This window comes from Nocardioides oceani, from assembly GCF_030412965.1.
GTDB classification, from domain to species: domain Bacteria; phylum Actinomycetota; class Actinomycetes; order Propionibacteriales; family Nocardioidaceae; genus Nocardioides; species Nocardioides oceani.
Genome location: NZ_JAUHJQ010000002.1, coordinates 424,759 through 448,785 on the forward strand (window position 1 = coordinate 424,759; position 24,027 = coordinate 448,785).

25 protein-coding genes and 2 tRNA genes are annotated in these 24,027 nt (G+C 74.1%); 17 read left to right on the forward strand and 10 right to left on the reverse strand.

What is annotated here, in order from left to right:
- Positions 1-110: 110 nt before the first annotated feature.
- The 4 genes from QWY28_RS07555 to QWY28_RS07570 all read right to left on the reverse strand — a co-directional run bounded on the left by QWY28_RS07555 (position 111) and on the right by QWY28_RS07570 (position 3,146).
- Positions 111-1,397: a PP2C family protein-serine/threonine phosphatase gene (locus tag QWY28_RS07555; protein WP_300951707.1), complete on the reverse strand. Its 1,287-nt coding sequence runs from the start codon at positions 1,395-1,397 to the stop codon at positions 111-113.
- On the reverse strand, positions 1,370-2,188 hold the full coding sequence (locus QWY28_RS07560; protein ID WP_300951708.1) for an alpha/beta fold hydrolase: 819 nt from the start codon (positions 2,186-2,188) through the stop codon (positions 1,370-1,372). Before QWY28_RS07560 ends, QWY28_RS07555 begins: the two co-directional genes overlap by 28 nt.
- Positions 2,189-2,256: 68 nt before the next feature.
- Positions 2,257-2,898 (reverse strand): 3-methyladenine DNA glycosylase, encoded by a 642-nt coding sequence (locus QWY28_RS07565; protein ID WP_300951710.1) that lies wholly within the window; start codon positions 2,896-2,898, stop codon positions 2,257-2,259.
- Positions 2,883-3,146, reverse strand: coding sequence for a hypothetical protein (locus QWY28_RS07570; protein ID WP_300951712.1), 264 nt, complete (start codon positions 3,144-3,146; stop codon positions 2,883-2,885). Before QWY28_RS07570 ends, QWY28_RS07565 begins: the two co-directional genes overlap by 16 nt.
- Positions 3,147-3,178: 32 nt before the next feature.
- Here QWY28_RS07570 and QWY28_RS07575 point away from each other — a divergent pair, with 32 nt between their 5' ends.
- The 6 genes from QWY28_RS07575 (at position 3,179) to QWY28_RS07600 (ending at position 7,780) form a co-directional block, all read left to right on the forward strand.
- The gene (locus QWY28_RS07575; RefSeq protein ID WP_300951714.1) at positions 3,179-3,988 is read left to right on the forward strand and encodes a fumarylacetoacetate hydrolase family protein; all 810 of its coding nucleotides are present in this window, start codon (positions 3,179-3,181) and stop codon (positions 3,986-3,988) included.
- A gap of 23 nt (positions 3,989-4,011) precedes the next feature.
- A complete protein-coding gene (gltX, locus tag QWY28_RS07580) occupies positions 4,012-5,451 on the forward strand; it encodes a glutamate--tRNA ligase (protein WP_300952290.1) in 1,440 nt (479 codons plus the stop codon).
- Between the two features lie 4 nt (positions 5,452-5,455).
- On the forward strand, positions 5,456-6,424 hold the full coding sequence (locus QWY28_RS07585) for a CPBP family intramembrane glutamic endopeptidase (RefSeq protein ID WP_300951715.1): 969 nt from the start codon (positions 5,456-5,458) through the stop codon (positions 6,422-6,424).
- Positions 6,425-6,491: 67 nt separating this feature from the next.
- Positions 6,492-6,563 (forward strand) — tRNA-Gln (locus QWY28_RS07590).
- A 116-nt stretch (positions 6,564-6,679) separates the two neighbouring features.
- Positions 6,680-6,752: transfer RNA gene (locus QWY28_RS07595), tRNA-Glu, on the forward strand.
- Positions 6,753-6,907: 155 nt separating this feature from the next.
- Positions 6,908-7,780: a hypothetical protein gene (locus QWY28_RS07600; RefSeq protein ID WP_300951716.1), complete on the forward strand. Its 873-nt coding sequence runs from the start codon at positions 6,908-6,910 to the stop codon at positions 7,778-7,780.
- Positions 7,781-7,807: 27 nt separating this feature from the next.
- Here QWY28_RS07600 and QWY28_RS07605 read toward each other — a convergent pair whose 3' ends face one another.
- Positions 7,808-8,884, reverse strand: a complete 1,077-nt coding sequence (locus tag QWY28_RS07605) for an LCP family protein (RefSeq protein WP_300951717.1) — start codon at positions 8,882-8,884, stop codon at positions 7,808-7,810.
- A gap of 105 nt (positions 8,885-8,989) precedes the next feature.
- On the opposite strand from QWY28_RS07605, the gene QWY28_RS07610 reads away from it, so the two are divergent.
- Together QWY28_RS07610 and QWY28_RS07615 are read left to right on the forward strand one after the other, a co-directional pair.
- Positions 8,990-10,492 (forward strand): AlkA N-terminal domain-containing protein, encoded by a 1,503-nt coding sequence (locus QWY28_RS07610; RefSeq protein ID WP_336622410.1) that lies wholly within the window; start codon positions 8,990-8,992, stop codon positions 10,490-10,492.
- Positions 10,493-10,494: 2 nt separating this feature from the next.
- Positions 10,495-10,968: a methylated-DNA--[protein]-cysteine S-methyltransferase gene (locus tag QWY28_RS07615; RefSeq protein WP_300951719.1), complete on the forward strand. Its 474-nt coding sequence runs from the start codon at positions 10,495-10,497 to the stop codon at positions 10,966-10,968.
- A 59-nt stretch (positions 10,969-11,027) separates the two neighbouring features.
- Here the strand turns inward: QWY28_RS07615 and QWY28_RS07620 are convergent, their stop codons facing one another.
- A complete protein-coding gene (locus QWY28_RS07620; RefSeq protein ID WP_154615004.1) occupies positions 11,028-11,750 on the reverse strand; it encodes an IclR family transcriptional regulator in 723 nt (240 codons plus the stop codon).
- Between the two features lie 96 nt (positions 11,751-11,846).
- Between QWY28_RS07620 and leuC the strand changes: the two genes are divergently transcribed.
- From leuC to QWY28_RS07640, 4 genes are all read left to right on the forward strand, one after another.
- Complete coding sequence (gene leuC / locus QWY28_RS07625) at positions 11,847-13,271, forward strand: 3-isopropylmalate dehydratase large subunit (protein ID WP_300951722.1); 1,425 nt, start codon at positions 11,847-11,849, stop codon at positions 13,269-13,271.
- Between the two features lie 14 nt (positions 13,272-13,285).
- Complete coding sequence (gene leuD, locus QWY28_RS07630; protein WP_300951724.1) at positions 13,286-13,891, forward strand: 3-isopropylmalate dehydratase small subunit; 606 nt, start codon at positions 13,286-13,288, stop codon at positions 13,889-13,891.
- Positions 13,892-13,978: 87 nt separating this feature from the next.
- Positions 13,979-14,800 (forward strand): alpha/beta fold hydrolase, encoded by an 822-nt coding sequence (locus tag QWY28_RS07635; protein ID WP_300951726.1) that lies wholly within the window; start codon positions 13,979-13,981, stop codon positions 14,798-14,800.
- Positions 14,801-14,923: 123 nt separating this feature from the next.
- Entirely contained in the window at positions 14,924-15,688 is a 765-nt protein-coding gene (locus QWY28_RS07640; protein ID WP_300951728.1) for an HU family DNA-binding protein, read from the forward strand.
- A 5-nt stretch (positions 15,689-15,693) separates the two neighbouring features.
- On the opposite strand, the gene cofC is transcribed toward QWY28_RS07640, so the two are convergent.
- Positions 15,694-16,362: a 2-phospho-L-lactate guanylyltransferase gene (cofC, locus tag QWY28_RS07645; RefSeq protein WP_300951729.1), complete on the reverse strand. Its 669-nt coding sequence runs from the start codon at positions 16,360-16,362 to the stop codon at positions 15,694-15,696.
- 50 nt (positions 16,363-16,412) lie between these two features.
- Here cofC and QWY28_RS07650 point away from each other — a divergent pair, with 50 nt between their 5' ends.
- Complete coding sequence (locus QWY28_RS07650; RefSeq protein ID WP_300951730.1) at positions 16,413-17,183, forward strand: lysophospholipid acyltransferase family protein; 771 nt, start codon at positions 16,413-16,415, stop codon at positions 17,181-17,183.
- A complete protein-coding gene (locus QWY28_RS07655) occupies positions 17,180-18,196 on the forward strand; it encodes an NAD(P)H-dependent glycerol-3-phosphate dehydrogenase (protein ID WP_300951732.1) in 1,017 nt (338 codons plus the stop codon). The genes QWY28_RS07650 and QWY28_RS07655 overlap by 4 nt, the downstream gene beginning before the upstream one ends.
- 6 nt (positions 18,197-18,202) lie before the next feature.
- Here QWY28_RS07655 and QWY28_RS07660 read toward each other — a convergent pair whose 3' ends face one another.
- The gene (locus tag QWY28_RS07660) at positions 18,203-19,258 is read right to left on the reverse strand and encodes a trans-sulfuration enzyme family protein (RefSeq protein ID WP_300952292.1); all 1,056 of its coding nucleotides are present in this window, start codon (positions 19,256-19,258) and stop codon (positions 18,203-18,205) included.
- A 90-nt stretch (positions 19,259-19,348) separates the two neighbouring features.
- On the opposite strand from QWY28_RS07660, the gene QWY28_RS07665 reads away from it, so the two are divergent.
- On the forward strand, positions 19,349-20,467 hold the full coding sequence (locus QWY28_RS07665) for a D-alanine--D-alanine ligase family protein (protein ID WP_439117245.1): 1,119 nt from the start codon (positions 19,349-19,351) through the stop codon (positions 20,465-20,467).
- Positions 20,468-20,578: 111 nt separating this feature from the next.
- Here QWY28_RS07665 and QWY28_RS07670 read toward each other — a convergent pair whose 3' ends face one another.
- Complete coding sequence (locus tag QWY28_RS07670) at positions 20,579-20,815, reverse strand: Lrp/AsnC family transcriptional regulator (RefSeq protein WP_166190128.1); 237 nt, start codon at positions 20,813-20,815, stop codon at positions 20,579-20,581.
- 105 nt (positions 20,816-20,920) lie between these two features.
- Here QWY28_RS07670 and QWY28_RS07675 point away from each other — a divergent pair, with 105 nt between their 5' ends.
- The gene (locus QWY28_RS07675) at positions 20,921-21,895 is read left to right on the forward strand and encodes a thiamine-phosphate kinase (RefSeq protein WP_300951736.1); all 975 of its coding nucleotides are present in this window, start codon (positions 20,921-20,923) and stop codon (positions 21,893-21,895) included.
- A 103-nt stretch (positions 21,896-21,998) separates the two neighbouring features.
- On the opposite strand, the gene rpmB is transcribed toward QWY28_RS07675, so the two are convergent.
- Positions 21,999-22,184, reverse strand: a complete 186-nt coding sequence (gene rpmB, locus QWY28_RS07680; RefSeq protein ID WP_011756723.1) for a 50S ribosomal protein L28 — start codon at positions 22,182-22,184, stop codon at positions 21,999-22,001.
- Between the two features lie 160 nt (positions 22,185-22,344).
- On the opposite strand from rpmB, the gene QWY28_RS07685 reads away from it, so the two are divergent.
- Complete coding sequence (locus QWY28_RS07685) at positions 22,345-24,006, forward strand: DAK2 domain-containing protein (protein ID WP_300951738.1); 1,662 nt, start codon at positions 22,345-22,347, stop codon at positions 24,004-24,006.
- The last annotated feature ends 21 nt before the right edge of the window (positions 24,007-24,027 follow it).

A 24,027-nucleotide genomic window follows, 5' to 3' on the forward strand; every position in this document is an offset into this window, starting at 1 on the left:
CAGGCTGGGGGGACCCGGCGGCCGCGCCACGGCCGTCGGTTAGGTAAGGCTCACCTTAGTGACACCGAAGTGGGCGTGCGCAACCCCCCGGCCGTCCGGTGGGACCCACGTCACAGTCGGGGCGGGGTGGGCACGGACCCGGGGGAGGGCGAGAGCGCCACGATCGCGACGTCGTCGTGGGTGTCGCCGCCCTGGAAGTCCACGACCTGCTCGGTGAGGCCGCGCGCCAGCGCGTGGACGTCCGCCGGGCCGAACGCGCGCAGGGCGGCGTGCAGCCGCTCCTCGCCGAAGTAGTCGTCGGCGCCGCGGGCCTCGGTCACCCCGTCGGTGTAGACCACGAGCGCCTCGCCGGGCGCGAGCCGCAGCTCCGCCTCGTCGTACTGCTGGTCGCCGAGGATGCCGACCAGCGGGCCGCCGACGGCGAGCTCGACCGGCTCGGCGCCCGGGCGCAGCAGGATCGGCGGCGGGTGGCCGCCGGCGCCGGCCGTGACCCGCCACGAGCCGTCCTCCTCGCGGCGCAGGCGCAGCAGCACCAGCGTGCAGAACCGCTCGGTCTCGTGGGCGCCGACCACCTCGTTGAGCTCGGCGAGGAGCTCGGAGGGCCGGTGGTGCAGCACCGCGAGGGCGCGGACGGTGTTGCGCACCAGCGAGGTGACCACCGCGGCCTCGGCGCCCTTGCCGGCGACGTCACCCAGCACGACGACGTGCTCGTCCGGGGCGGTCGGGAAGATGTCGTAGAAGTCGCCGCCGACCTCGGTGCCGTCGCCGGCGGGGCGGTACGCCGCCGCGATGGTCAGCCCCGCGACCTGGGGCGGCACGGGTGGCACGAGGGTCTCCTGCAGCGTGCGCGCGAGCGACCGGGCCCGGTCCTCGGCGGTGCGCGCCTCGTCGCGGGCGCGCAGCAGGTCCTGCTCGTAGCGGCGGCGTCCGGTGGCCTCGAAGAGCGCGACGTGGACCTCCGCCGGAGCATCGCCGCCGCCGTCGCCGCCACCGTCCTCGTCGACGGGCACCAGCGTGGCGTTGAGCAGCACCGGCAGGCGGGAGCCGTCGGCGCACCGCAGGTCGACGGCCAGCTCGTGCACCGAGCCGCGCAGCCGCAGCATCGGGTCGTAGACGGTCTCGTGGAAGATCCGCCCGCCGGGCGTCAGCAGCTGCACCAGCCGCCGGCCCACCACCTCGTCCGGTGAGTGGCCGATCCACCGCAGGAACGTCGCGTTCGCCCGCCGGACCAGCCCGTCCGGGTCCGTGGTCAGCAGCCCGCAGGGGGCTCGGTCGAGGAGCCGCGCGGCACCGTCGCCCGGGCCGGCCCCGGGCGCCGGGTCCGTCCGGGCCGTCCTCGCCGCCGCGTCGGTCCTGCCGGTCGCCGGGCTCAGGCGGCCATCCGCTCGTCGAGCCACGCGCGGATGGCCGCGGCGGTCTCCTCGGGCGCGCTCAGCTGCGGGCAGTGACCGGTGGCGTCGAGGACGACCAGCGTCGCGTCGGGCACCTGCTCCGCGACGTACGCCCCGACCTCGAGGGGAGCGATGATGTCCTCGCGGCACTGCAGGACCAGTGCGGGGACCGGGACGTGCGGCAGGTCGGCGCGGTTGTCGGAGAGGAACGTCGCCTGCGCGAAGCGGCGCGCCACCTCGGGGTCCATCCGGCAGAAGGCCTCGGTCAGCTCGTCGCCCAGCTCGGGCCGGTGCGGGTTGCCGACGATGGCCGGCGCCATCGTCGCCGACCAGCCGACGTAGTTGCCGGCGATCGCGCCGAGCAGGTCGTCGATGTCCTCGCGGCCGAACCCGCCGGTGTAGCCGTCGTCGTCGAGGTAGCGCGGCGACGGCCCGACCATCACCAGCCCCGCGAAGCGCTCGGGCTCCGCGATCGTGGCGAGCGCGCCGATCATGGCGGCCACGGAGTGCCCGACGAGCACGGCGTCCTGCAGGTCCAGCGCCCCGACGACCTCGAGCAGGTCGGTGGCGTAGCCGTCGAGGTGGCTGTGGCGCAGCTCGTCGTACGCCGCCGGGTCACTGCCGCCGGCGCCCGGGAAGTCGAAGGTCACCACCCGGTGGCGGTCGGCGAAGGCCGGCGCGACGTGGCGCCACATGCCCTGGTCGCAGCCGAACCCGTGGGCGAACACGAGGGGGCGGGCGTCGGCGGGGCCCTGGACGGTCACGGCGTGGCGCGCCAGGGGGTCCGCGGTCGACATGTCGGCGACGCTAGTGGTCCAGACCGTCCTCGGCCAAGAGCCCGAAGGGTGGGAGCCGGGCCGTCCGCTCAGCCCACGACGTCCGCCGGCGCGACCGCCAGCAGCCGCTCGCACGCCGCGACGAGGCGGGCCCGCAGGGGAGCGCCGCGCTCGGCGAAGGAGCGCTGCGCGGCGACGTACTCCTGCTTGCCCTCGGGGGTCTCGACGTGGACCGGCTCGAAGCCCAGGTCGCGCAGGTCGTACGGCGCCGCCCGCATGTCCAGCTCGCGGATGTCGCGCGCCAGCTCGAAGCAGTCCGCGACCAGGTCGGAGTCGACCATCGGCGTGAGCCGGAAGGCGTGCTTGTAGAGGTCCATCCCCGCGTGGAGGCACGCCGGCTGCTCGAACGCCGGCCGGTCGGCGCTCGTCGGGCGCAACGTGTTGAGCGGGCGGGCCGGCTCGGTGAAGAACCGGTAGGCGTCGAAGTGGGAGCAGGCGACCCGGTGCGACTCGACCACCGCGTCGGTGCCCTCCGGCCCGAGCCGCAGCGGCCAGTCGGCGTGCCGGGTCTCGTCCTCGCCGAGCCGGTAGACCATCGCCCACTCGTGCATGCCGAAGCAGCCGAAGTTCGCCGGGCGGCCCTGCGTGGCGGTCAGCAGCGCGCGCAGCGACTCCAGCAGCGGGCGCTGGGTGGCGACGTACGCCGCGTCCACCGTCACGACCCCGTCCACGACCGCGTACCCCCTGAGTCCGGCGTGCTCGGGGCGGCGTCGTCGCCGACGGCGAGCCCGACGCCGAAGCCGGGGTGCCAGCGCCGCAGCTGGGCGGGCCGCTGGGAGTAGTAGGTGAAGAGGAAGTCGTGGACCGGGTGCTTCACGTGCGACTCGCGCCGGGCCAGGTGGGGCGCGACGAACGCGTCGACGCGGGCCGCGTGTGCCGCGGCTCTCGCCTGCCACTCAGCGGTTCCCAGCACCTCCACGGGCGTCGATGGTAGGTCGATAGTGTCGAGCCGTGCGCATCGCGAGATTCACCACCGGCGAGGATCCCCAGTACGGCGTCGTGACGGGCGACCTGGACGAGTTCGGGCAGCCCGACGAGGACGCCGTGGTCGTGGCGCTCGCCGGCGACCCGCTGTACGTCGGCGTCAAGCTGCTCGACACCGAGCACAAGCTCGCCGACGTCCGCCTGCTGGCGCCGGTCCTGCCGCGCAGCAAGGTGGTCGGCATCGGCCGCAACTACGCCGCGCACGCCGCCGAGATGGGCAACGACGTGCCGACCGAGCCGCTGATGTTCCTCAAGCCCAACACCAGCGTGGTGGGCCCGGGCGACCCGATCTTCTACCCGCGGCAGACGCAGAACCTGCACTTCGAGGGCGAGCTCGCGGTCGTCATCGGCCGGATCTGCCGCGACGTGCCGCCGGAGCAGGCGACCGACGTCATCCACGGCTACACGATCGCCAACGACGTGACCGCGCGCGACCTGCAGAAGGGCGACGTGCAGTTCACCCGGGCCAAGGGCTTCGACTCCTTCTGCCCGCTCGGGCCGTGGATCGAGACCGACCTCGACCCCCAGCACTTCGCCGACGGGGTCCGGGTGCAGACCCACCTCAACGGCGACCTGAAGCAGGACGGCAGCACGGCCGACCTGATCTTCGACATCCCGACGCTCGTGTCCTACGTCTCGAGCGTGATGACGCTGCTGCCCGGCGACGTCATCCTCACCGGCACCCCCGAGGGTGTCGGTCCGATGGAGGTGGGCGACGAGGTCGAGGTCTCGATCGCCGGCCTCGGCACTCTCACGAACAAGGTGGCCCAGCGTTGAGCAACACCCCCGTCCGCGTCCGGATGGCCCCGTCCCCGACCGGCAGCCCGCACGTCGGTCTCGCCCGCACCGCGCTCTACAACTGGGCGTTCGCGCGCAAGCACGGCGGCACCTTCGTCTTCCGGATCGAGGACACCGACAAGGAGCGCAACACCGAGGAGTCCTACGAGTCGCTCATCGACCTGATGCAGTGGCTCGGCCTGTCCTGGGACGAGGGGGTCGTGGTCGGCGGCCCGTACGGCCCCTACCGCCAGTCCGAGCGCACCGAGGTGTACGCCGACGTGCTGGCCCGGCTGCGCGAGTCGTCCTACACCTACGACTGCTTCTGCACGACCGAGGAGGTCGACGCGCGTCGCAAGGCGTCCGGCTCCAAGGTGCTGGGGTACGACGGGTTCTGCCGCGAGCTGTCCGCCGAGCAGCGGGCGGCGTTCGAGGCCGAGGGCCGCGCGCCGGTCGTCCGGTTCCGGATGCCCGACGGCGAGATCACCTTCGACGACCTCGTCCGCGGCGAGATCACCTTCCAGACCGAGCACGTCCCGGACTTCGCGCTGGCGCGGGCCAACGGCGACCCGCTCTACACGCTGACCGCCCCGGTCGACGACGCCACGATGGAGATCACCCACGTCCTGCGCGGTGAGGACCTCCTCTCGAGCACGCCGCGCCAGGTCGCGCTGTTCGAGGGCCTCAAGGCGATCGGCGTGGCGAAGGAGACCCCGGCGTTCGGCCACCTGCCCTACGTCATGGGCGAGGGCAACAAGAAGCTCTCCAAGCGCGACCCGCAGGCGCACATGGCGCTCTACCGCGAGCAGGGCTTCCTCCCCGAGGGCCTGCTCAACTACCTCGCGCTGCTCGGCTGGTCGATCGCCCCGGACCGCGACGTCTTCACGCTCGAGGAGATGGTCGGGGCCTTCGACCTGAGGGACGTCAACCCCAACCCGGCGCGCTTCGACCTCAAGAAGGCCGAGGCGATCAACGCCGCCCAGATGCGCCTGCTCTCGGTCGAGCAGGTCACCGAGCGCGCCCTGCCGTTCCTCGTCGGGGCCGGCGTGGTCGACGAGGGCTCCGAGGCCGATCGCGAGCTGCTCGCGCGGGCGATGCCCCTGGTCGCCGAGCGGATCAACAAGCTCACCGAGGCCGTCGACATGCTGGGCTTCCTCTTCGTCGCCGAGGAGGACTTCACCCGCGACGAGGCCGACGCCGCCAAGCTGCTGGACGAGAAGGGCGTCGAGGTCGTCCAGGCGGCGTACGACGCCGTCGAGCCGCTCGGGGAGTGGACCACCGACGCCATCCAGGCGGCCCTGCAGGGCAAGCTCGTCGAGGAGCTCGGCCTCAAGCCGCGCAACGCCTTCGGGCCGGTCCGGGTGGCGATCACCGGCCGCCGGGTCTCCCCGCCGCTGTTCGAGTCGATGGAGCTGCTCGGCCGCGACCGCGGCCTCGCCCGTCTCCGCTCCGCGCTGGGCTGACGCGATGACCGTGCCGGTGCAGCAGCCCCCGCCCGCCACCGGCGAGGGCCTGACCTACGAGCGGCTGCACCGGCTCGGACGCACCGGCTGGTGGCGTCCGCTGGTGGGCGTGCTCCTGCTGGTGTTCCTCGTGCTCGTCCTGCAGACCGTCGCGACGGTCGTCATCGCGGTCTACCTCCTCGTCCGCGGCGTGGGCGTGGACGAGGCGCTCGACCGGCTCACGGGTGATCCCGTCACGCCGTCGTTCCTCGCGCTCGTCAACGTCGGCTGGGCCCTCGCGATCCCCGCCGTCTGGCTCGTCGGCTTCGCCCTCCACCGGCTGCGGCCCGGGTGGGTGTCGTCGGTGGGGCTGCGGCTGCGCTGGCGTTGGTTCGCGGCCTGCTTCGGTGTGGCCTTCGTCGCGCTGTTCCTGACACTCGTCGTCTCGGCGCTGCTGCCGGCGCAGGGCTCCGGGACCGAGGTGTCGACCGAGCTCAACGACTTCACCCGGACCACCCGGGACTTCGCGCTGGTCGTGCTCCTGCTCACGCCGCTGCAGGCGGCAGGGGAGGAGTACGCCTTCCGGGGCTACCTCACCCAGGCCTTCGGCGGCCTGGTGCCGTGGCGGTGGGTGGCCGTCGTGGTGCCGGCCTTCCTGTTCGCGCTCGCCCACGGGGTCGGCCAGGACCTGCCGATCTTCTTCGACCGGTTCGCCTTCGGGCTGGTCGCCGGCACGCTCGTCATCCTCACCGGCGGCCTGGAGGCGGGCATCGCGATGCACGTCCTCAACAACTGGCTGGCCTTCGGCATCGCGCTCGCCTTCGGCGACATGACCTCCGCGCTCAACCCGTCGGGCGGGACGTGGTGGAGCCTGCCGGTCACCCTGACCCAGTCGCTGGCGTTCCTCGGGCTGACCCTGCTCGTGGCGCGGGCGATGGGGGTGCGGCGCACGACCGACGGGGCCGTTTTGGAGCGCCGAAACACTCGCGTGTAAGGTTCTCGACCGTGCCCACCGCCACGGCGGAGGGCACGAGATGGCCGACATTAGTCTTGTCAGTCAGTGGGATATGGTGTAATTGGCAGCACGACTGGTTCTGGTCCAGTTAGTCTAGGTTCGAGTCCTAGTATCCCAGCGAGTCGCAGGTCTCCTTCGCAGAAGAAGTCCTCGATTTTGCGGCAACAACGGCCCCGGCTAGAGTTCCGCAGGCGGTTCGGGAACGGACGGCCGGAAACAACTGGATACACGCATGCCCCGTTCGTCTAGCGGCCCAGGACGCTGGCCTCTCACGCCGGAAGCACGGGTTCGAATCCCGTACGGGGTACACACGAGGACGGCCCCGGAGATCATCTCGATCTCCGGGGCCGTTCCGCATCCCCGGGAGCCTCCGACGACGTGACGGGCCGCACGACCCGGTTTGGGTGCCGGTCGCGCGGGGGACACTGCCTCCCGCAGGACCGACGACAGACGGGCAGGCCATTGGGGGGCAGCACCGGCCGCACCGCGCCGCACGAGGCGCGGGTGGCGGCCTTCTGGGACCGGTACACCGGTCAGGCGCGCAGCGCGCCGGCGTTCCTCGCCGGCCACCCGCTCGTGGTCGCGCGCGCGGCCGCCGACGTACGCCGTCTCCCCGAGGTGGCCGCGCCCGACGTCCGCGGCGCCGGCGCCGGCGCGGCGTACCTCCGCGACGTGCTGCACCGTCGCCGTCACGGCCTGAGCCTGCGGACGACCGGCGCGGCCGTGCTCGAGCTGCCCGGGCGTCCCGGCGACGTGCTGGTCGGGTCGAGCCGGGCCACGCTGCGGCGCAAGGTGCGGGCGGCGGAGCGTCGCGGGCTGGCCTGCCGGCCGGTCACCGACCCGGGCGAGCGGGAGGCGCTGCTGGCCCGCGCCCACGCCGCGGAGGCCGAGCACCCCGACCCGCGCTACCGCGTGAGCGCGCCCGACAACAGCGACCTGCTCGCGTTCGGGCACTGGTACGTCACCGAGGACGCGGACGGCCGGGCGCTCCACCTCGCAGTGGTCCCCGTCGCGGGCGAGTGGGCGGCGCTGCGCTACTTCCGCACGCTGTCGTGGGGCGAGGCCGAGAGCGACGCCCGCTACCTCGCCAGCGCCCACCTCGCCGCCGCGCTGGTGGCCACGGGCGTGCGGCACGTCCTGGACCCCGAGCCGCCCGGGACCCAGGGTCCGGGCCTGCGGCACTTCCAGCGGATGGTCGGCTACCGCTACGTCCGGCTCGTCGCCGCCGCGCAGGAGGCCGCGTCGCCGGTGCGCCGGCGCGTGGCGGTCGGGGCGCTGTCCCTGGCCGCCGCCGCGGCCGGTGTCAGCCTCGAGGCGGAGTGGCTGCTCGGCTGAGCTCCCGCGTGACCCGGTCCGGGCGGATCAGGCGCAGAGGCCGTTGGCCGCGGCGTCGGCCTTCGAGCCGCCGGGCCGGCTGCCGCTGATCGCGCCGCGGCCGAGGTCGCCGAGCGGCCGGTCGTCCGCGACGCGGCGCCACAGCGCACCGGCCTCGTCGGTCAGGCGCACCCGGCCCCAGTTCGGGTCCCCGACGGGGAGCTCGACGACCGGCGCGGTGACGAAGCGGATCTTCCCGAGCCGCGCGTGGCGGAGCGACCCGGCCAGGTCGACGACCTCCGAGACGCTGGCCAGCTCGGGGTCGGCCTGGATCGAGCCCGCCACGGCGCTCGCGAACGACACCAGCCGGTCCGGCCGCGCGAGCGTGCGGGCGGAGAGCACCTTGGCGATCATCGAGGCGATGAACGCCTGCTGGCGGCGTACCCGGCCCAGGTCGGCGTTGGGCGTCGACGTGCGCTGCCGCATGTAGGCCAGGGAGTCCTCGCCGCCGAGGACCTGGGTGCCGGCGTCGAGGTGGATGCCGTGCTGGCGGTCGTCGACCTCCGCGGGCAGGCAGACCTCGACACCCCCGACCGCGTCGACGATCTCCTTGAATCCGCCGAAGTCCACGACCACGTAGTGGTCGACGTAGATCCCGGTCACCGCCTCGAGCTGCGCCGCCGCGCACGACGCGCCGCCGACCGCGAGGGCCTCGTTCCACGTCGCGTCCCGCGCGCCCGGCACCACCTCGCCGTCGACCTCGCAGTCGGGCCGGTCGACGAGCGTGTCGCGCGGGACGGAGATGCCGTACGCCGCCCGGCGGCCGTCGGCCACGTGCAGCAGCATGGTGACGTCCGAACCCCCGCCGCCGGACTCGCGGTCGATGCCGCAGCCGTCGCACGCCCGCTCGTCGGTGCCGAGGACCAGGATGTTGAGCGCTCCCGTCGGCAGCTGCGGCTCGGGCCGCTCCGCCCGGCCGGCGTAGTCGATCGGCGGCCCCTCGTCGATGCGCCGGTCGACGTGGCGGTAGGCCAGCGCCACCGCGACGCCGGTCACCAGGGCGAGGCAGAGCTGGGTGACGAGGACGACCCGCCAGACGGTACGTCGGTGCGCGCGGTCGACCACGGCGCCCATCGTCCCAGAGCGGCCGCTCCCGCGCGGGCGATCCGTCCTCGCCGCGGTGTCCGATTCCCGCCAGACCGTGTCGTCGTGGTGCGCGAGGATGGACCCGTGACCACGACACGCGACCCGCGGATGGACCCCGAGTCCTGCTACCGCGCCGTCACGTCGCGGGACCGGCGCTTCGACGGCGTCTTCTGGACGGCCGTGCGGACCACCGGCATCTACTGCCGGCCCTCCTGCCCGGCCCGCACGCCGGCGTACGGCAACGTGAGCTTCCACCCCAGCGCGGCGGCCGCACAGGCCGCGGGCTACCGCGCGTGCAAGCGCTGCCGCCCCGACGCCACGCCCGGCAGCCCCGACTGGGACGTCGCCGCCACGGTCGCCGGTCGGGCGATGCGGCTCATCGCCGACGGCGTCGTCGACCGCGAGGGCGTGGACGGGCTCGCCCGACGGCTCGGCTACACCCCGCGGCACCTCTCGCGCCTGCTGCTCGCCGAGCTCGGCGCCGGCCCGCTCGCGCTGGCCCGGGCCCGTCGCGCGCAGACCGCGCGGGTCCTCATCGAGACCACCGACCTCGGGTACGCCGACGTCGCCTTCGCCGCGGGCTTCACCAGCGTGCGGCAGTTCAACGACACCGTGCGCGAGGTGTACGCCGCCTCCCCGACGCAGCTGCGCGGCGGCCGCGGGGGACGGGCCGGCGCGGGCACGGTGACCATGCGCCTGGCGGTCCGGACGCCGTTCGCGGGTCGCGCGCTGCTGGACTTTCTCGCCTACCACCTCGTGCCGGGGGTGGAGGTCGCCGGGGACGGCTGGTACGCCCGGACCCTGGACCTCCCGCACGGCCCCGGGACCGTCCGGCTCGACCTGGCCGACGAGCCCGACCCCGACCGCACCGCCTTCGTGACCGCCCGGTTCGCGCTCCACGACCTGCGGGACACGGCCGCGGCCGTCGAGCGCGCCCGCCGGCTGCTCGACGCGGACTGCGACCCGGTCGCCGTCGACGACCACCTCCGCCCGGACCCCCTCGTCGGACCGCTGGTCCGCACCTGCCCGGGGCTGCGGGTGCCGGGACAGGTCGACGGCGACGAGACGGCGGTCCGCACGGTCGTCGGCCAGCAGGTCAGCGTGACCGGCGCGCGGACCGTGACCGGCCGGATCGTCGCCGAGCACGGCCGGCCCGTGGTCACCGATGTCCCCGGACTCACCCACCTGTTCCCCGACGCGGCCACCCTGGCCGAGCTCGACCCCGCCGGGCTGCCGATGCCGCGGGCACGGGGTCGGGCGCTGGTCGGGCTCGCCGCGGCGCTGGCCGCGGGCGACGTCGCGCTCGACCGGGGCGCCGACCGCGACGACGTACGCCGGCGGCTGCTCGCGCTGCCGGGCATCGGCCCCTGGACGGCCGACTACGTCGCCATGCGGGCGCTGGCGCACCCCGACGTGTTCCTGCCGACCGACATCGGGGTCCGCAACGCCCTGCGCGGGCTCGGCCTCCACGACGCGGAGGTCGCGCGCGCCGTGGCCGGCGCGGACCGCTGGCGCCCGTGGCGCTCCTACGCGCTCATGCACCTGTGGAACACCCTCATGCCGCCCACCGCCACCCGGGAGACCTGACCATGTGGACCGTCATCGACAGCCCCGTCGGCGAGCTGCGCCTCGTCGAGCACGACGGCGCGCTGACCGCGATCGAGTTCGCGCCGTTCGAGGACAAGCACCTCCGCGGCGAGCGCGACGACGCCCACCCGCTGCTCGTGGAGACCGCCCGCCAGCTCGCGGCGTACTTCGCCCGGGAGCTGCAGGACTTCGACCTGCCGCTCGCCCCGGTCGGCAGCGACTTCCAGCACCGGGTGTGGGCGGCGCTGCGGGAGATCGGCTACGGCGAGACCGCGTCGTACGGCCAGGTGGCCGCGCGGCTGGGGATGACCGCGGCGGCCTCGCGCGCCGTCGGGCTGGCCAACGGCCGCAACCCGATCCCGATCGTCGTGCCCTGCCACCGGGTGATCGGCGCGAACGGCACGCTCACCGGGTACGCCGGCGGCCTGCCCCGCAAGCAGCTGCTCCTCGGGCTGGAGTCGGCCGCGCTCTTCTGACGCCTCGTGATGCCCAGCGTGCGCCAGGGCGCACGCTGGGCATCACGAGGCGGGGGTGGTCACTCCGCGGCGGCGCGGCGCAACGACTCCGAGAGCCGCTCGGCGGCGGCGAGCACCGCAGGGGCGTGCATGCGGCCGGGCTGGCGGGAGAGCCGCTCGAGCGGGCCGGAGACCGAGACCGCCGCGATCACCTTGCCGCCCGGCGAGCGGACCGGCGCCGAGACCGAGGCGACGCCCTGCTCGCGCTCGCCCACGGACTGCGCCCACCCGCGGCGGCGGATGCCGGAGAGCGCGGCGGCGGAGAAGGCCGAGTTCTGCAAGCCGCGGTGCATCCGCTCGGGGTCCTCCCACGCGAGCAGCACCTGGGCGGCCGAGCCGGCGCGCATGGTCAGCTGGGAGCCGACCGGGATGGTGTCGCGCAGGCCCGAGGGGCGCTCGGCGGCGGCGACGCAGACGCGGTGCTCGCCCTGGCGGCGCCACAGCTGGGCCGACTCGCCGGTGATGTCGCGCAGGCGGGCCAGCACGGGGCCGGCGGTGGCGAGCAGGCGGTCCTCGCCGGCGGCGGCGGACAGCTCGGCGAGGCGCGGGCCGAGGACGAAGCGGCCCTGCATGTCGCGGGCGACCAGCCGGTGGTGCTCGAGTGCCACGGCGAGGCGGTGCGCGGTCGGCCGCGCGAGACCCGTGCCGGCGACGAGGCCGGCCAGGGTGGCAGGGCCCGACTCGAGGGCGGTGAGCACGAGAGCGGCCTTGTCGAGCACGCCCACTCCGCTGGTGGTGTCCATATGGCAATACTGCCGTCTCGCATCATGGGATGCAAGGGTCTACGATGGTCCGGCACCGAGAAGTACGTCACGAGCACGTCACGAGGGAGAGACACCATGGGTCGGACGCTGTCCGAGAAGGTCTGGGACGAGCACGTCGTCCGCTCGACGCCGGGAGAGCCGGACCTGCTCTACATCGACCTCCACCTCATCCACGAGGTCACCTCGCCGCAGGCCTTCGACGGCCTCCGGCTCGCCGGGCGCGCGGTACGCCGCCCCGACCTGACCCTCGCCACCGAGGACCACAACGTCCCCACGCTGGACTGGGACAAGCCGATCGTCGACCCGGTCTCGCGGACCCAGGTGGAGACCCTGCGCCGCAACGCCGAGGAGTTCGGCGTACGGCTGCACCCGCTCGGCGACCTCGACCAGGGCATCGTGCACGTGGTCGGCCCGCAGCTGGGCCTGACCCAGCCCGGGATGACCATCGTGTGCGGCGACAGCCACACCAGCACGCACGGCGCGTTCGGCGCGATCGCGTTCGGCATCGGCACCTCCGAGGTCGAGCACGTGCTCGCCACGCAGACGCTGATGCAGGCCAAGCCGAAGACCATGGCCGTGACCATCGAGGGCAGCCTGCCCGAGGGCGTCACCGCCAAGGACATGGTCCTCAACCTCATCGCCCACACCGGCACCGGCGGCGGGCAGGGCTACATCGTGGAGTACCGCGGCCAGGCCATCGAGGAGCTCTCGATCGAGGGCCGGATGACCGTGTGCAACATGAGCATCGAGTGGGGCGCGAAGGCCGGCATGATCGCGCCGGACCAGAAGACCTTCGACTACATCGAGGGCCGCCCCGAGGCGCCGACCGGCGCCGACTGGGACGCCGCCGTCGAGCACTGGCGCAGCCTGCGCACCGACGAGGACGCGGTCTTCGACAAGGAGATCGTCCTCGACGCGAGCACGATGACGCCGTTCGTCACCTGGGGCACCAACCCCGGCCAGGGTGTGCCGCTGGGCGCGTCGGTCCCCGCCCCCGAGGACTTCGAGGACGTCAGCGACCAGGTCGCCGCCGAGAAGGCCCTGGAGTACATGGGTCTCGAGGCCGGCACCCCGATGCGCGAGGTCAAGGTCGACACCGTCTTCGTCGGCTCCTGCACCAACGGCCGCATCGAGGACCTCCGCCTCGCCGCCGACATCATCAAGGGCCACCACGTCGCCGCCGACACCCGCCTGCTCGTGGTGCCCGGCTCGGTCCGCGTCCGCCTGCAGGCGGAGGAGGAGGGCCTCGACGTGGTGTTCAAGGAGGCGGGCGCCGAGTGGCGCGGCGCGGGCTGCTCGATGTGCCTGGGCATGAACCCCGACACGCTCGAGCCCGGCGAGCGCAGCGCCTCGACGTCCAACCGCAACTTCGAGGGCCGTCAGGGCAAGGGTGGCCGCACCCACCTGGTCTCGATCCCGGTGGCCGCAGCCACGGCCGTCCGCGGCACCCTCTCCTCGCCCGCCGACCTCGAGCCCGTCGCCGCCCCGGCGACCGTCTGAACCGGAGCACGTCCATGGAGAAGTTCACGACCCACACCGGGGTCGGCGTCCCGCTGCGCCGCAGCAACGTCGACACCGACCAGATCATCCCGGCCGTCTACCTCAAGCGGGTGACGCGCACCGGCTTCGAGGACGGCCTCTTCGCCGCCTGGCGCAACGACCCGTCGTTCGTCCTCAACAACCCGGTGTACGCCGCCGGCTCGGTGCTCGTCGCCGGTCCCGACTTCGGCACCGGCTCCTCGCGCGAGCACGCGGTCTGGGCGCTGCAGAACTACGGCTTCAAGGCCGTCATCTCGCCGCGCTTCGCCGACATCTTCCGCGGCAACTCCGGCAAGGCGGGCCTGCTCGCCGCGCAGGTCGACGAGAAGGTCGTCCAGCGGCTCTGGGACCACCTCGAGGAGCACCCGGGCGCCGAGATCACCGTCGACCTCGAGACCCGCACGGTGCGGGCCGGCGAGGGCGTCGACGCGATCGAGGACTCCTTCGACATCGACGACTACACCCGCTGGCGCCTGCTCGAGGGCCTCGACGACATCGGGATCACCCTCGGTCACGACGCCGACATCGCCTCCTTCGAGGCAGAGCGCCCGCGCTGGAAGCCGGTCACCCAGCACGCGTGAGGGCCCGTCTGTCGTGCCGGCCATCCGGTCGGCGTGCGGTCCCGAACCACTCGGGACCGCATGCCACCGACGGAAGGCCCTGCACCCGTGCCCGACATCACCAGCAACGGCATCACCCTGCACCACCGCGACACCGGAGGTGAGGGCCGTCCCGTGGTCCTCATCCACGGCTGGCCCCTCAGCGGCGCCTCCTGGGCGCCCCAGGTCTCCGCGCTCACCAGCGCCGGCTACCGCGTGGTGGAGTACGACCGGCGTGGCTTCGGCGCCTCGGACAAGCCGGAGTCCGGCTACGACTACGACACCCTCGCCGCCGACCTCGCCGGCCTGCTGGACGCGCTCGACCTGCGCGACGTCGCCCTCGTCGGCTTCTCGATGGGCGGCGGCGAGGTCGCGCGCTACCTGGCGACGTACGGCGACGAGCGGGTCGCCCAGGCGGTGCTCGCGGCAGCCGTGCCGCCGTACCTCCTCCAGACGCCGGACAACCCCGACGGCGGGCTGAGCGACGCCGAGGTCTCCGACATGCAGCGCGAGGTCGCGGAGGACCGCGCGGCGTTCCTCGACGACTTCACGACGGGGTTCTTCTCCGTCGACGGCGAGCTGAAGGTCACCGAGGAGGAGCGGCGCCAGGCGCTCGCGCTCCAGGAGCCGGCACGCGACGAGGCCCTCGTCGCCTGCATCGACTCCTTCGCCCGCACCGACTTCCGCGCCGACCTCGAGCAGATCGCCGTGCCGACCCTGGTCATCCACGGCGACGGCGACGGCGTCGTGCCGTTCGAGGTCTCCGGCAAGCGGTCGGCCGAGGCCATCGCCGACTCCACGCTCGTGGTCGTCGAGGGAGCTCCGCACGGCCTGAACGTCAGCCACGAGCGGGAGTTCAACGCCGCGCTGATCGACTTCCTCGGGTCCTGACCGGCCTCTCCGCGAGCCCCGGGCGCGCGCGTGGCCCGTTGTGGCGCACGCCACTTGTCCCTAGCGTGCCCTCTCGAGGGTCGAGCACGAGCTCGGCGTCCGGGGTTCGTCGGAAGGAAGCAGATGAACAAGTCCGAGCTCATCGACACGCTCGCCGAGCGGTTCGACGGGAACAGGAAGGCAGCGGCGCACGCGCTCGAGTCGGTCATCGACACGATCACCCGCGAGGTCGCCAAGGGGAACAAGGTCGCCATCACGGGCTTCGGCTCCTTCGAGAAGCGGATCCGCGACGCCCGCTGGGTCCGCAACCCGCGCACCGGTGAGCGGATCAAGGCCGAGGAGACGGCCGTGCCGAAGTTCAGCGCCGGCGCCCAGCTCAAGGACGTGGTGTCGGGTGCGAAGAAGCTGCCCGCCCTGACCGTCGCCGCCTCCGCCGGTGCCGCCCGGGCCGCGGCCGGCGCCGCGCTCAAGGCGGCGCCCGGCGTCGGTGGCAGGTCCGCCGACGCGCCCGCGAAGAAGTCGGCGGGGAAGAAGGCTACGGCGACGTCCACCTCTGCTGCGAAGTCGACGGCGAAGTCGACGGCGAAGAAGACCGCCAGGAAGACGCCGGCGAAGACCAGCGCCGCCGCTCCGACGGCGAAGAAGTCCGCCAGCGGTGGCTCCGCTGCGACCACCGGCGCCGCGGCGAAGAAGTCGCCCGCCACCAAGTCGTCGGCCAGCAAGTCGTCGGCCAGCAAGTCCTCGGCCAGCAAGTCCTCGGGCAGCACGACGACCGCGAAGAAGGCCCCGGCGAAGAAGGCCCCGGCGAAGAAGGCGGCCACGAAGAAGGCGGCCACGAAGAAGACGACCGCGAAGAAGGCCCCGGCCAAGAAGTCCGCCGGCAGCTGAGCCGGTCAGGCCAGACCCAGCTCCCGCACGAGCGGCGCCGTCCTCGGGCCCAGCCCGAGGACGGCGGCGGCCCGCAGGTCGTCGAGGTCGTCGACGTCGCGACGCAGGGTCGCCAGCTCGCCCCGCAGCTCCAGGGCGCCGGAGAACAGGTGCGCCTGGCGCGAGCCGCCCCCGAAGTGCGGGTCGAACTCGTCGTACGCCGCGGTGTAGAGGGTCGTGCCCACGCCGTCGGCGTCGGCGACGAACGACGGCCCGCCGGGCACGAGCGCGGCGAGCGCGGTGTCGAGGTCGTCGGGGCGCAGCGCCGGCAGGTCCGCGCACAGCGCCACCGGCTCGAGGTCCGGCCAGCGCCGACGGGCCTCGCTCACCGCCTGCCGCAGGGCGGAGTTCAGGTCGTTGGTGTCGCCGTCCGGGACGGCGGCGCACCCGAGGGCGGTCAGCTGCGCGGAGAAGACGGCGTCGTCGGTGGCCACCAGCACCTCGGCCACCGAGCGCGCGGCCAGGCAGGCGGCGGCGGTGTCGAGGGCGAACGCCGCGGCGAGGCGGCGCCGCTGGTCGTCGCCGAGGTCGCCGAGGCGCGACTTGCCGAAGGCCGGTGGCTTCACGGGCAGGACCGCGACGAAGCGGGCGGAGGAGCGGGCGGGCGAGCCGGCCCCGGGGAGCTGCGCAGACATCCCTCCGATCCTCTCAGGCGCCGCCCGGGCGGGCGAGTAGCCTGCCGGTCGTGACGGTCCGGAAGCTGCAGCAGAAGCGAGGCTGGGCGTGGAACATCGCGGTCGCGATCGTGAAGCCCACGCTCCTCGCCACCACTCGCCACGAGTGGGAGGGCGGCGAGCGGATCCCGGAGCGCGGCGGCTGCATCCTGGTGATGAACCACATCTCCCACGTGGACCCGCTGACCGCCGCGCACATCGTCTACGACCACGGCCGGATCCCGCGCTACCTGGCCAAGTCCGGGCTGTTCCGGAACAAGGCGCTCGGCTTCTTCATGAAGGCCGCGGGCCAGATCCCCGTCGAACGGCTGACCCGCAACGCGGTGGGGGCCTACGACGCGGCGGTCGCGGCCGTGCGGGCGGGGGAGTGCGTGGTCGTCTACCCCGAGGGCACGATCACCCGTGACCCCGACCTGTGGCCGATGACGGGCAAGTCGGGGGCGGCGCGCATCGCGCTGGAGACCGGCTGCCCGGTGATCCCCGTGGGCCAGTGGGGCGCGCAGCAGCTGCTGGCGCCGTACTCCACCAAGCCCGACCTGTTCCCCCGCAAGCTGATCCGGATGAAGGTGGGCGACCCGGTGGACCTCGCGGACCTGCTCAGCCAGCCGCGCAGCCCGCAGGTCGTCCAGGAGGCCACCGACCGGATCATGGCCGCGATCACGGTCCTCGTCGAGGACGTCCGGGGCGGCACGGCGCCGCCGGAGAGGTACGACATGCGCAAGCACGGGGTCCGCCAGACCGGCAACCCGCACCGCCACGAGATCGGGGAGGACCCGGCATGACGACTCCCTCCCGCGGCAAGGTCGCGGTCTTCAGCGCCGGCTCCTGGGGCACGGCGTTCTCCATCGTGCTCGCCGACGCCGGCAACGACGTCGTGCTGTGGGCGCGCCGGCCGGAGGTCGCCGAGGCGATCAACGAGCGACGCGAGAACCCCGACTACCTGCCCGGCATCGAGCTCCCGCCGGCGGTCTCGGCGACGCACGACGTCGAGAAGGCGCTGCACGGCGCGGACGTCGTGGTGCTGGCCACCCCGAGCCAGTCGCTGCGCGAGAACCTCACGGCCTGGGCGCCGTACGTCGAGCCCGGCGCGGTCTTCCTCTCGCTGATGAAGGGCGTCGAGCTCGGCACGCTCGACCGGATGAGCGAGGTGATCGGCCAGGTGACGGGCGCGGGTCCCGAGCGGATCGCCGTCGTCAGCGGCCCGAACCTCGCCAAGGAGATCGCCCGCCGCGAGCCCGCCGCCTCGGTGGTCGCCTGCGAGGACGAGGACGTCGCCCGGATGCTGCAGCAGCGCTGCCACACCGCGGCGTTCCGCCCCTACACCAGCGTCGACGTGCTCGGGTGCGAGCTCGGCGGCGCCTACAAGAACGTCGTCGCGCTCTCGGTGGGCATGGCGGTCGGCCTCGGGTTCGGTGACAACACCACCGCCTCGGTCATCACCCGTGGGCTGGCCGAGACCGCCCGCCTCGCGATGAAGCTGGGCGCCAACCCGCTCACGCTCATGGGGCTCGCCGGCCTCGGCGACCTCGTGGCGACGTGCTCCTCGCCGCTCTCGCGCAACCGCACGTTCGGCGAGCGGCTGGGCCAGGGGATGAGCGCGGAGGAGATCTACGCGAGCACCCGGCAGGTCGCGGAGGGAGCGAAGTCCTGCGCCTCGCTGCTGGCGCTCGCCGAGCGGACCGGCGTGGACGCGCCCATCGCCGAGCACGTCGACGCCGTCGTCGCCGGCCGGATGACCGCCCAGCAGATGATGGAGTCGTTCATCGCCCGCGACACCAAGGCCGAGACCGACTGAGAGGGCTCAGCCGACGGAGTCGTCCAGGGCGACGCGGAGGTCCTCCCACAGGTCGTCGACGTCCTCGATGCCGACCGAGAGGCGGACGAGGGCGTCGGGGATCGTGGCGGGCTCGGACTTCCACCGGCGGCGCCGCTCGAAGGTCGACTCGACCCCGCCGAGCGACGTGGCGTGCACCCACAGCCGGGTCTTGTGGGTGAGCAGGTCGGCGGCCATCGCGCCCTGGGCGAGGACGATGGCGACGATGCCGCCGAAGCCCGGGTAGCGGACCTCGCCCACCGCGGGGTGGTCGGCCAGGCGGCGCGCCAGCTCGGCGGCGTTGGACTGGGCGCGCTCGACGCGCAGGTGCAGGGTGCGCAGGCCGCGCAGCGCGAGGTAGGTCTCGAACGTGCCGGGCACCGCGCCGATCAGGTCACGGCGGCCCTTGAGCACCCCGTGCAGCTCGTCGTCGGCGGTCACGACGGCGCCCATGAGGACGTCGCTGTGGCCGGCGAGGTACTTGGTCACCGAGTGCACGACGAGGTCGGCGCCGTGCTCGAGCGGGCGCTGGAGCAGCGGCGTCGCGAAGGTGTTGTCCACGACGGCGTACGCCCCGGCCTCGTGCGCGGCGGCGATGATCACGGGGAGGTCGGCGACCTCGAGCGCGGGGTTCGTGGGGGACTCCAGCCACACGAGGGCGGCGTCCTCGCAGGCCTTGACGACGGCCTCGGTGTCGGTGACGTCGACGAGCTCGGTGCGCAGTCGGCCGCGGGCCTCGAGGTCGGCCAGCTGCAGGACCGTGCCGTTGTAGCAGTTGCGCGGCGCGACGACCTTCGCGCCGTGGCCGACCAGGTCCAGCACGGTGGCGACGGCGGCGAGGCCGGAGGAGAACGCCAGCGCCCGTCCGCCCTCGAGCCCGCCGAGGGCGGTCTCGAACGCCGCCCACGTCGGGTTGCCGTAGCGGCCGTACTCCCGGTCCCCGCCGGCGACGAAGGTGGAGGCCGGGGTGATCGGCTCGTTGAGCGGCTGGTCGGGCTCGTGCGGGGGCCGGCCCAGGTGCACCGCCCGGGTGCCGGCACCCATCGAGGCGAGGTGCTCGGCCAGGTGGTCGGTCAGGTGGTCGGGCGCGTCCGCGGTCATGGTCCAACCCTAGGTCGATAGGGTCGGACGGTGATCCGCAAGCCCCGCGTCGCCGTCGTGTTCGGCGGCCGCTCCAGCGAGCACGCCATCTCGTGCGTGACCGCCGGCAGCGTCCTGGCCGCCATCGACCGTGAGCAGTACGACGTCGTCCCGGTGGGCATCGCCCGCGACGGCCGCTGGGTGCTGGAGTCCGGCGACACCGAGCGGCTGCGGATCGGGGCCGGCGACGGCGCCGACCGGCTGCCCAGCGTCGACGGGGAGCGCGCCAGCGTGATGCTCGCCCCCGACGCGACCCGCACCGACCTGGTCGTCACCGAGCCGTCGGCGCCGCCCCGCACGCTCGGCGAGGTCGACGTCGTCTTCCCGCTCCTGCACGGCCCGTGGGGCGAGGACGGCACGATCCAGGGGATGCTCGAGATGGCGGGCGTCCGGTACGTCGGCGCCGGCGTGCTCGCCTCGGCGGTCGCGATGGACAAGGCCTACATGAAGGTCGTCCTCACCGCCGCCGGCCTGCCCGTGATGCCCAGCGTGGTGGTGACCGCGCGCGAGTGGTCGGCCGACCCGCAGGAGTGCCGCGACCGGTCCGCCGAGCTGGGCTACCCGCTCTTCGTCAAGCCCGCCCGCGGCGGCTCCAGCATCGGCATCTCGAAGGTCCACGACCCGGCCGGCCTCGACGCCGCCATCGAGGAGGCGCTCGTCCACGACCCGAAGGTCCTGGTCGAGGTCTGCGCGACCGGCGCTCGCGAGGTCGAGTGCGGCGTGCTCCAGGCCCTCGACGGCACCGCCGAGACCAGCGTGCCCGCCGAGATCCGGATCACCGGCGACCACGAGTTCTACGACTTCGACGCCAAGTACCTCCCCGAGGAGGCCACCGAGCTCGACGTCCCTGCGCTGCTGCCCGACGCCGTCGAGGACCGGCTGCGCGAGCTGTCGGCCCGCGCGTTCGAGGCGGTCGGCTGCGAGGGCCTGGCCCGGGTGGACTTCTTCGTCTTCCCCGACGGCTCGCTGGTCGTCAACGAGATCAACACGATGCCCGGGTTCACGCCGCTGTCGATGTTCCCGCGGATGTGGGCCGCCAGCGGGCTGGAGTACCCCGCCCTCGTCGACCGGCTGATCCGCCTCGCCCTCGCGCGCGACACCGGCCTGCGCTGAGCCACCACGCGACGTACGGCGCGGTCGCGGGTCACCCCGGCGTGCGCCGGACAGCAGAGCGCCCCTCACCCGGACCGGGTGAGGGGCGCTCGGCGTCCGTCGGCGGCTGCCTCAGATGTGGACGACCGGACACGTGAGCGTCCGGGTGATCCCGTCGAGGGTCTGCACCTTCGCGACCACGAGCTTGCCGAGCTCGTCGACGTTGCGGGCCTCCGCGCGCACGATGACGTCGTAGGGGCCCGTGACGTCCTCGGCCAGGGTGACACCCTTGACCTGCGCGATCTCCCGGGCGACCTCGGCGGCCTTGCCGACGTCGGTCTGGATCAGGATGTACGCCTGGACGACCATCGTGGTGCTCTCCCTGCTGCTGGACTGAGGTTCGGCGTCAACCTACCCCCTGTGCCCGACGGCCCGACAGCCCGGCGGTGGTCGGGCGTCTGGTGGGATGGGGGCATGGCTGCGACTGCTCCGTTCCCCGCCGGCGCGACCCTCGCCGACGTCGGCGAGTTCGAGCTCATCGGCGCGCTCACCCGGCACTTCGAGCAGGGGGAGCAGGTCCTGGTCGGGCCGGGGGACGACGCCGCCGTGCTGCGCGTGCGCACCGGTCACGTCGTGGTCTCCACCGACCTCATGGTCGAGGGCCGGCACTTCCGCCGGGAGTGGTCCTCGGCCGAGGACGTCGGGCACCGCGCGGCCGCGCAGAACCTCTCCGACATCAACGCCATGGGCGGTCGCGCCACGTCGCTGACCATCGGCCTGGCCGCGCCGGCCGACCTCGAGGCGCAGTGGGCCCTGGACTTCGCCCGCGGCTTCGCCGACGAGTGCGCCCTGGTGGGGGCGAGCGTCGTCGGCGGCGACCTCACCCGGGCCGACCAGGTGGTCGTCGCCGTGACGGTGCTCGGCGCGTGCACCGTCTCGCCCGTGCTCCGCTCCGGCGCCCGCCCCGGCGAGGTGCTGGCCCTCCACGGCCGCCAGGGCTGGGCCGCCGGCGGACTGGCGGTGCTCGGGCGTGGCTTCCGCTCCCCGCGCGTGCTCGTCGAGGCCTACCGCCGCCCCGCCCCGCCGTACGCCGCCGGGCTGGTCGCCGCCGAGGCCGGTGCGACCTCGATGATCGACGTCTCCGACGGCCTGCTCGCGGAGGCCGGCCACCTCGCGGCGGCCTCCGGCGTGGCGATCGACGTGCGGCGCGGTGCCTTCGAGGTGCCCGAGCCGCTGCACGCGGTCGGCGCGGCCCTCGGCGCCGATCCGCTCTCGTTCGTGCTGTCCGGGGGCGACGACCACGCCCTGCTGGCCACCTTCGACCCCGCCGCCGTGCCCGACGGGTGGGCGGTGATCGGGGAGGTGCTCGAGCCCGCGGACGGCGCCGCCCCGGCCGTCACCGTCGACGGGGCGCCGTACGACGGCCCGACCGGCTGGACCCACTTCTGACCCTGGCGGGACCCCGGCGCGACCGAGCCCGGCGTAGCACCGGCGCGCAATGCAAGGAGGCCGCCACCCCCGAGGGGTGACGGCCTCCGTGGATCGACTCGCGTCAGCGAGTGACCTTGCCGGCCTTGAGGCAGCCGGTGCAGACGTTGAGCCGCTTGGGCGTACCGTTGACGGTCGCACGAACCCGCTGGATGTTGGGGTCGAAACGACGCTTCGTGATCTTGCGCGACCACGGCCGGTTGTTGCCGAAGCCAGGCTTCTTGGCGCAGATGTCGCAGACGGCAGCCACCGTGAACTCCTGATGATCGATTGCGTGTGAGCGGCCCGCCGAGCGGGCAACCGGACGAGGATATCCGACACCCGGCGCCACCGGGAAATCGCGACCCGAGGCAATACCCTGTCCCCTCATCATCCCCCTGGGGGCCGCCCAGACCGAGCCGAGGACGCCGATGGAGGAAGTGCCGGGTCGCGGCGCGATCTCGCTGGCCGTGGTGCTGCGCTTCGTCGACATCGCGGTGGAGGCGCTGGCCGAGGCGCGCGAGGAGGTCGACGCGCTCAACGTCTACCCCGTGCCCGACGGCGACACGGGCACCAACATGTGGCTCACCGTCTCCGCCGCGCGCGACGCGGTCCGCGAGGCGACGGGCGGCGGGGACCCGACCGCGGACCTCGGCACCGCGCTGGGGGCCCTCGCCCGCGGGGCGCTGCTGGGGGCGCGCGGCAACTCCGGGGTGATCTTCAGCGAGATGCTCGGCGCGATCGCCCGCCGGCTCGCGGCGACGTCGTCCGGCGAGCGCAACGCCGTCGTCATGGCCGAGGCGCTGCGCCACGCCAGCGACGCGGCGTACGCCGCCGTGGGGGACCCGGTCGAGGGCACGATGCTCACCGTCGGGCGCGCCGCCGCGGAGGCGGCCACCGAGCGCGCGGGCCGGCCCGACGCGCGGGCCCGTGACGTGTTCGCCGCCGCGGCCGAGGCCGCCCGCGCCGCCCTGGCACGTACGCCGGAGCAGCTGGCCGTGCTGCGCGACGCCGGCGTCGTGGACGCCGGCGGCCGCGGGCTGAGCGTCGTGCTCGACGCGGCCGAGACCGTGCTGACCGGGCGGCGGCCGGTGCCCGTCACGGCGCCCCTCGGCAGCCACGCGATCCCGCAGCCGGTGACGGTCCAGCACGACCTGTCCCCGGACGGACCGTCGTACGAGGTGATGTACCTCCTCGACGCCGACGACGACCGGATCCCGCCGCTGCGCAAGGCGCTGGCCGACCTCGGCGACTCGCTCGTCGTCGTCGGCGGCGAGGGGCTGTGGAACGTCCACGTGCACGTCGACGACGTCGGTGCCGCCATCGAGGCCGGCATCGACGCGGGCCGGCCGCACCGGGTGCGGGTCACCCACTTCGCCGAGCAGGTCGCGGAGAAGCGCCGCCGCGCGCCGGTCCGCACGGGCCGCCGGGTCGTCGCGGTCGCCGCGGGGCCGGGCCTGGCCCGGCTGTTCGAGGAGGCCGGCGCGGTCGTCGTCCGGGGCGGCCCGGGGCGCCGGCCCAGCACCGGCGAGCTGCTGGAGGCGATCACGTCCTGCGGCGCCTCCGAGGTCGTCGTGCTGCCCAACGACCACGACTCGGTCCGCGTCGCGCAGGTCGCCGCGAGCACCGCGGAGAGCGACGCGCAGGGCGGCCTGCGGGTGGCGGTCATCCCCACCCCCGCGCAGGTCTCGGGCCTCGCGGCGCTGGCCGTCCACGAGCCCGGCCGCTCCTTCGACCAGGACGTCCTGGAGATGACCGCGACCGCCCGGCACGCCCGCCAGGGTGCGGTGACGGTCGCGGCCCGGCGCGCGATGACGATGGCCGGGCCGTGCGAGGTCGGCGACGTGCTCGGCGTCGTCGCCGGAGACTTCGTCGTGGTCGGCGACGACCAGCTCGACGTGGCCACACAGGTGCTGGAACGGCTCCTGGGCGGTGGCGGCGAGATGGTGACGATCGTCGCCGGGGCCGAGGACCCCGAGGGCGCGCTGGCCACCCGCTGCGCCGGCTGGGTGGAGGAGCGCTACCCGGCTGTCGACGTCCTCGTGTACGACGGTGGCCAGGAGCGCTACCCGCTGCTGGTCGCGGTGGAGTGAGCGCACGGGTGAGGGGAGAAG

What these genes read in the sequence shown, in the direction of transcription:
- QWY28_RS07560 (WP_300951708.1), bottom strand. Translation starts at nt 2,188, where the DNA reads ATGTCGACCGCGGACCCCCTGGCGCGCCACGCCGTGACCGTCCAGGGC.
- gltX (WP_300952290.1), top strand. Translation starts at nt 4,012, where the DNA reads ATGGCCCCGTCCCCGACCGGCAGCCCGCACGTCGGTCTCGCCCGCACC.
- QWY28_RS07585 (WP_300951715.1), top strand. Translation starts at nt 5,456, where the DNA reads ATGACCGTGCCGGTGCAGCAGCCCCCGCCCGCCACCGGCGAGGGCCTG.
- QWY28_RS07615 (WP_300951719.1), top strand. Translation starts at nt 10,495, where the DNA reads ATGTGGACCGTCATCGACAGCCCCGTCGGCGAGCTGCGCCTCGTCGAG.
- QWY28_RS07620 (WP_154615004.1), bottom strand. Translation starts at nt 11,750, where the DNA reads ATGGACACCACCAGCGGAGTGGGCGTGCTCGACAAGGCCGCTCTCGTG.
- leuC (WP_300951722.1), top strand. Translation starts at nt 11,847, where the DNA reads ATGGGTCGGACGCTGTCCGAGAAGGTCTGGGACGAGCACGTCGTCCGC.
- leuD (WP_300951724.1), top strand. Translation starts at nt 13,286, where the DNA reads ATGGAGAAGTTCACGACCCACACCGGGGTCGGCGTCCCGCTGCGCCGC.
- QWY28_RS07640 (WP_300951728.1), top strand. Translation starts at nt 14,924, where the DNA reads ATGAACAAGTCCGAGCTCATCGACACGCTCGCCGAGCGGTTCGACGGG.
- cofC (WP_300951729.1), bottom strand. Translation starts at nt 16,362, where the DNA reads ATGTCTGCGCAGCTCCCCGGGGCCGGCTCGCCCGCCCGCTCCTCCGCC.
- QWY28_RS07655 (WP_300951732.1), top strand. Translation starts at nt 17,180, where the DNA reads ATGACGACTCCCTCCCGCGGCAAGGTCGCGGTCTTCAGCGCCGGCTCC.
- QWY28_RS07660 (WP_300952292.1), bottom strand. Translation starts at nt 19,258, where the DNA reads ATGGGTGCCGGCACCCGGGCGGTGCACCTGGGCCGGCCCCCGCACGAG.
- QWY28_RS07670 (WP_166190128.1), bottom strand. Translation starts at nt 20,815, where the DNA reads ATGGTCGTCCAGGCGTACATCCTGATCCAGACCGACGTCGGCAAGGCC.
- QWY28_RS07675 (WP_300951736.1), top strand. Translation starts at nt 20,921, where the DNA reads ATGGCTGCGACTGCTCCGTTCCCCGCCGGCGCGACCCTCGCCGACGTC.
- QWY28_RS07685 (WP_300951738.1), top strand. Translation starts at nt 22,345, where the DNA reads ATGGAGGAAGTGCCGGGTCGCGGCGCGATCTCGCTGGCCGTGGTGCTG.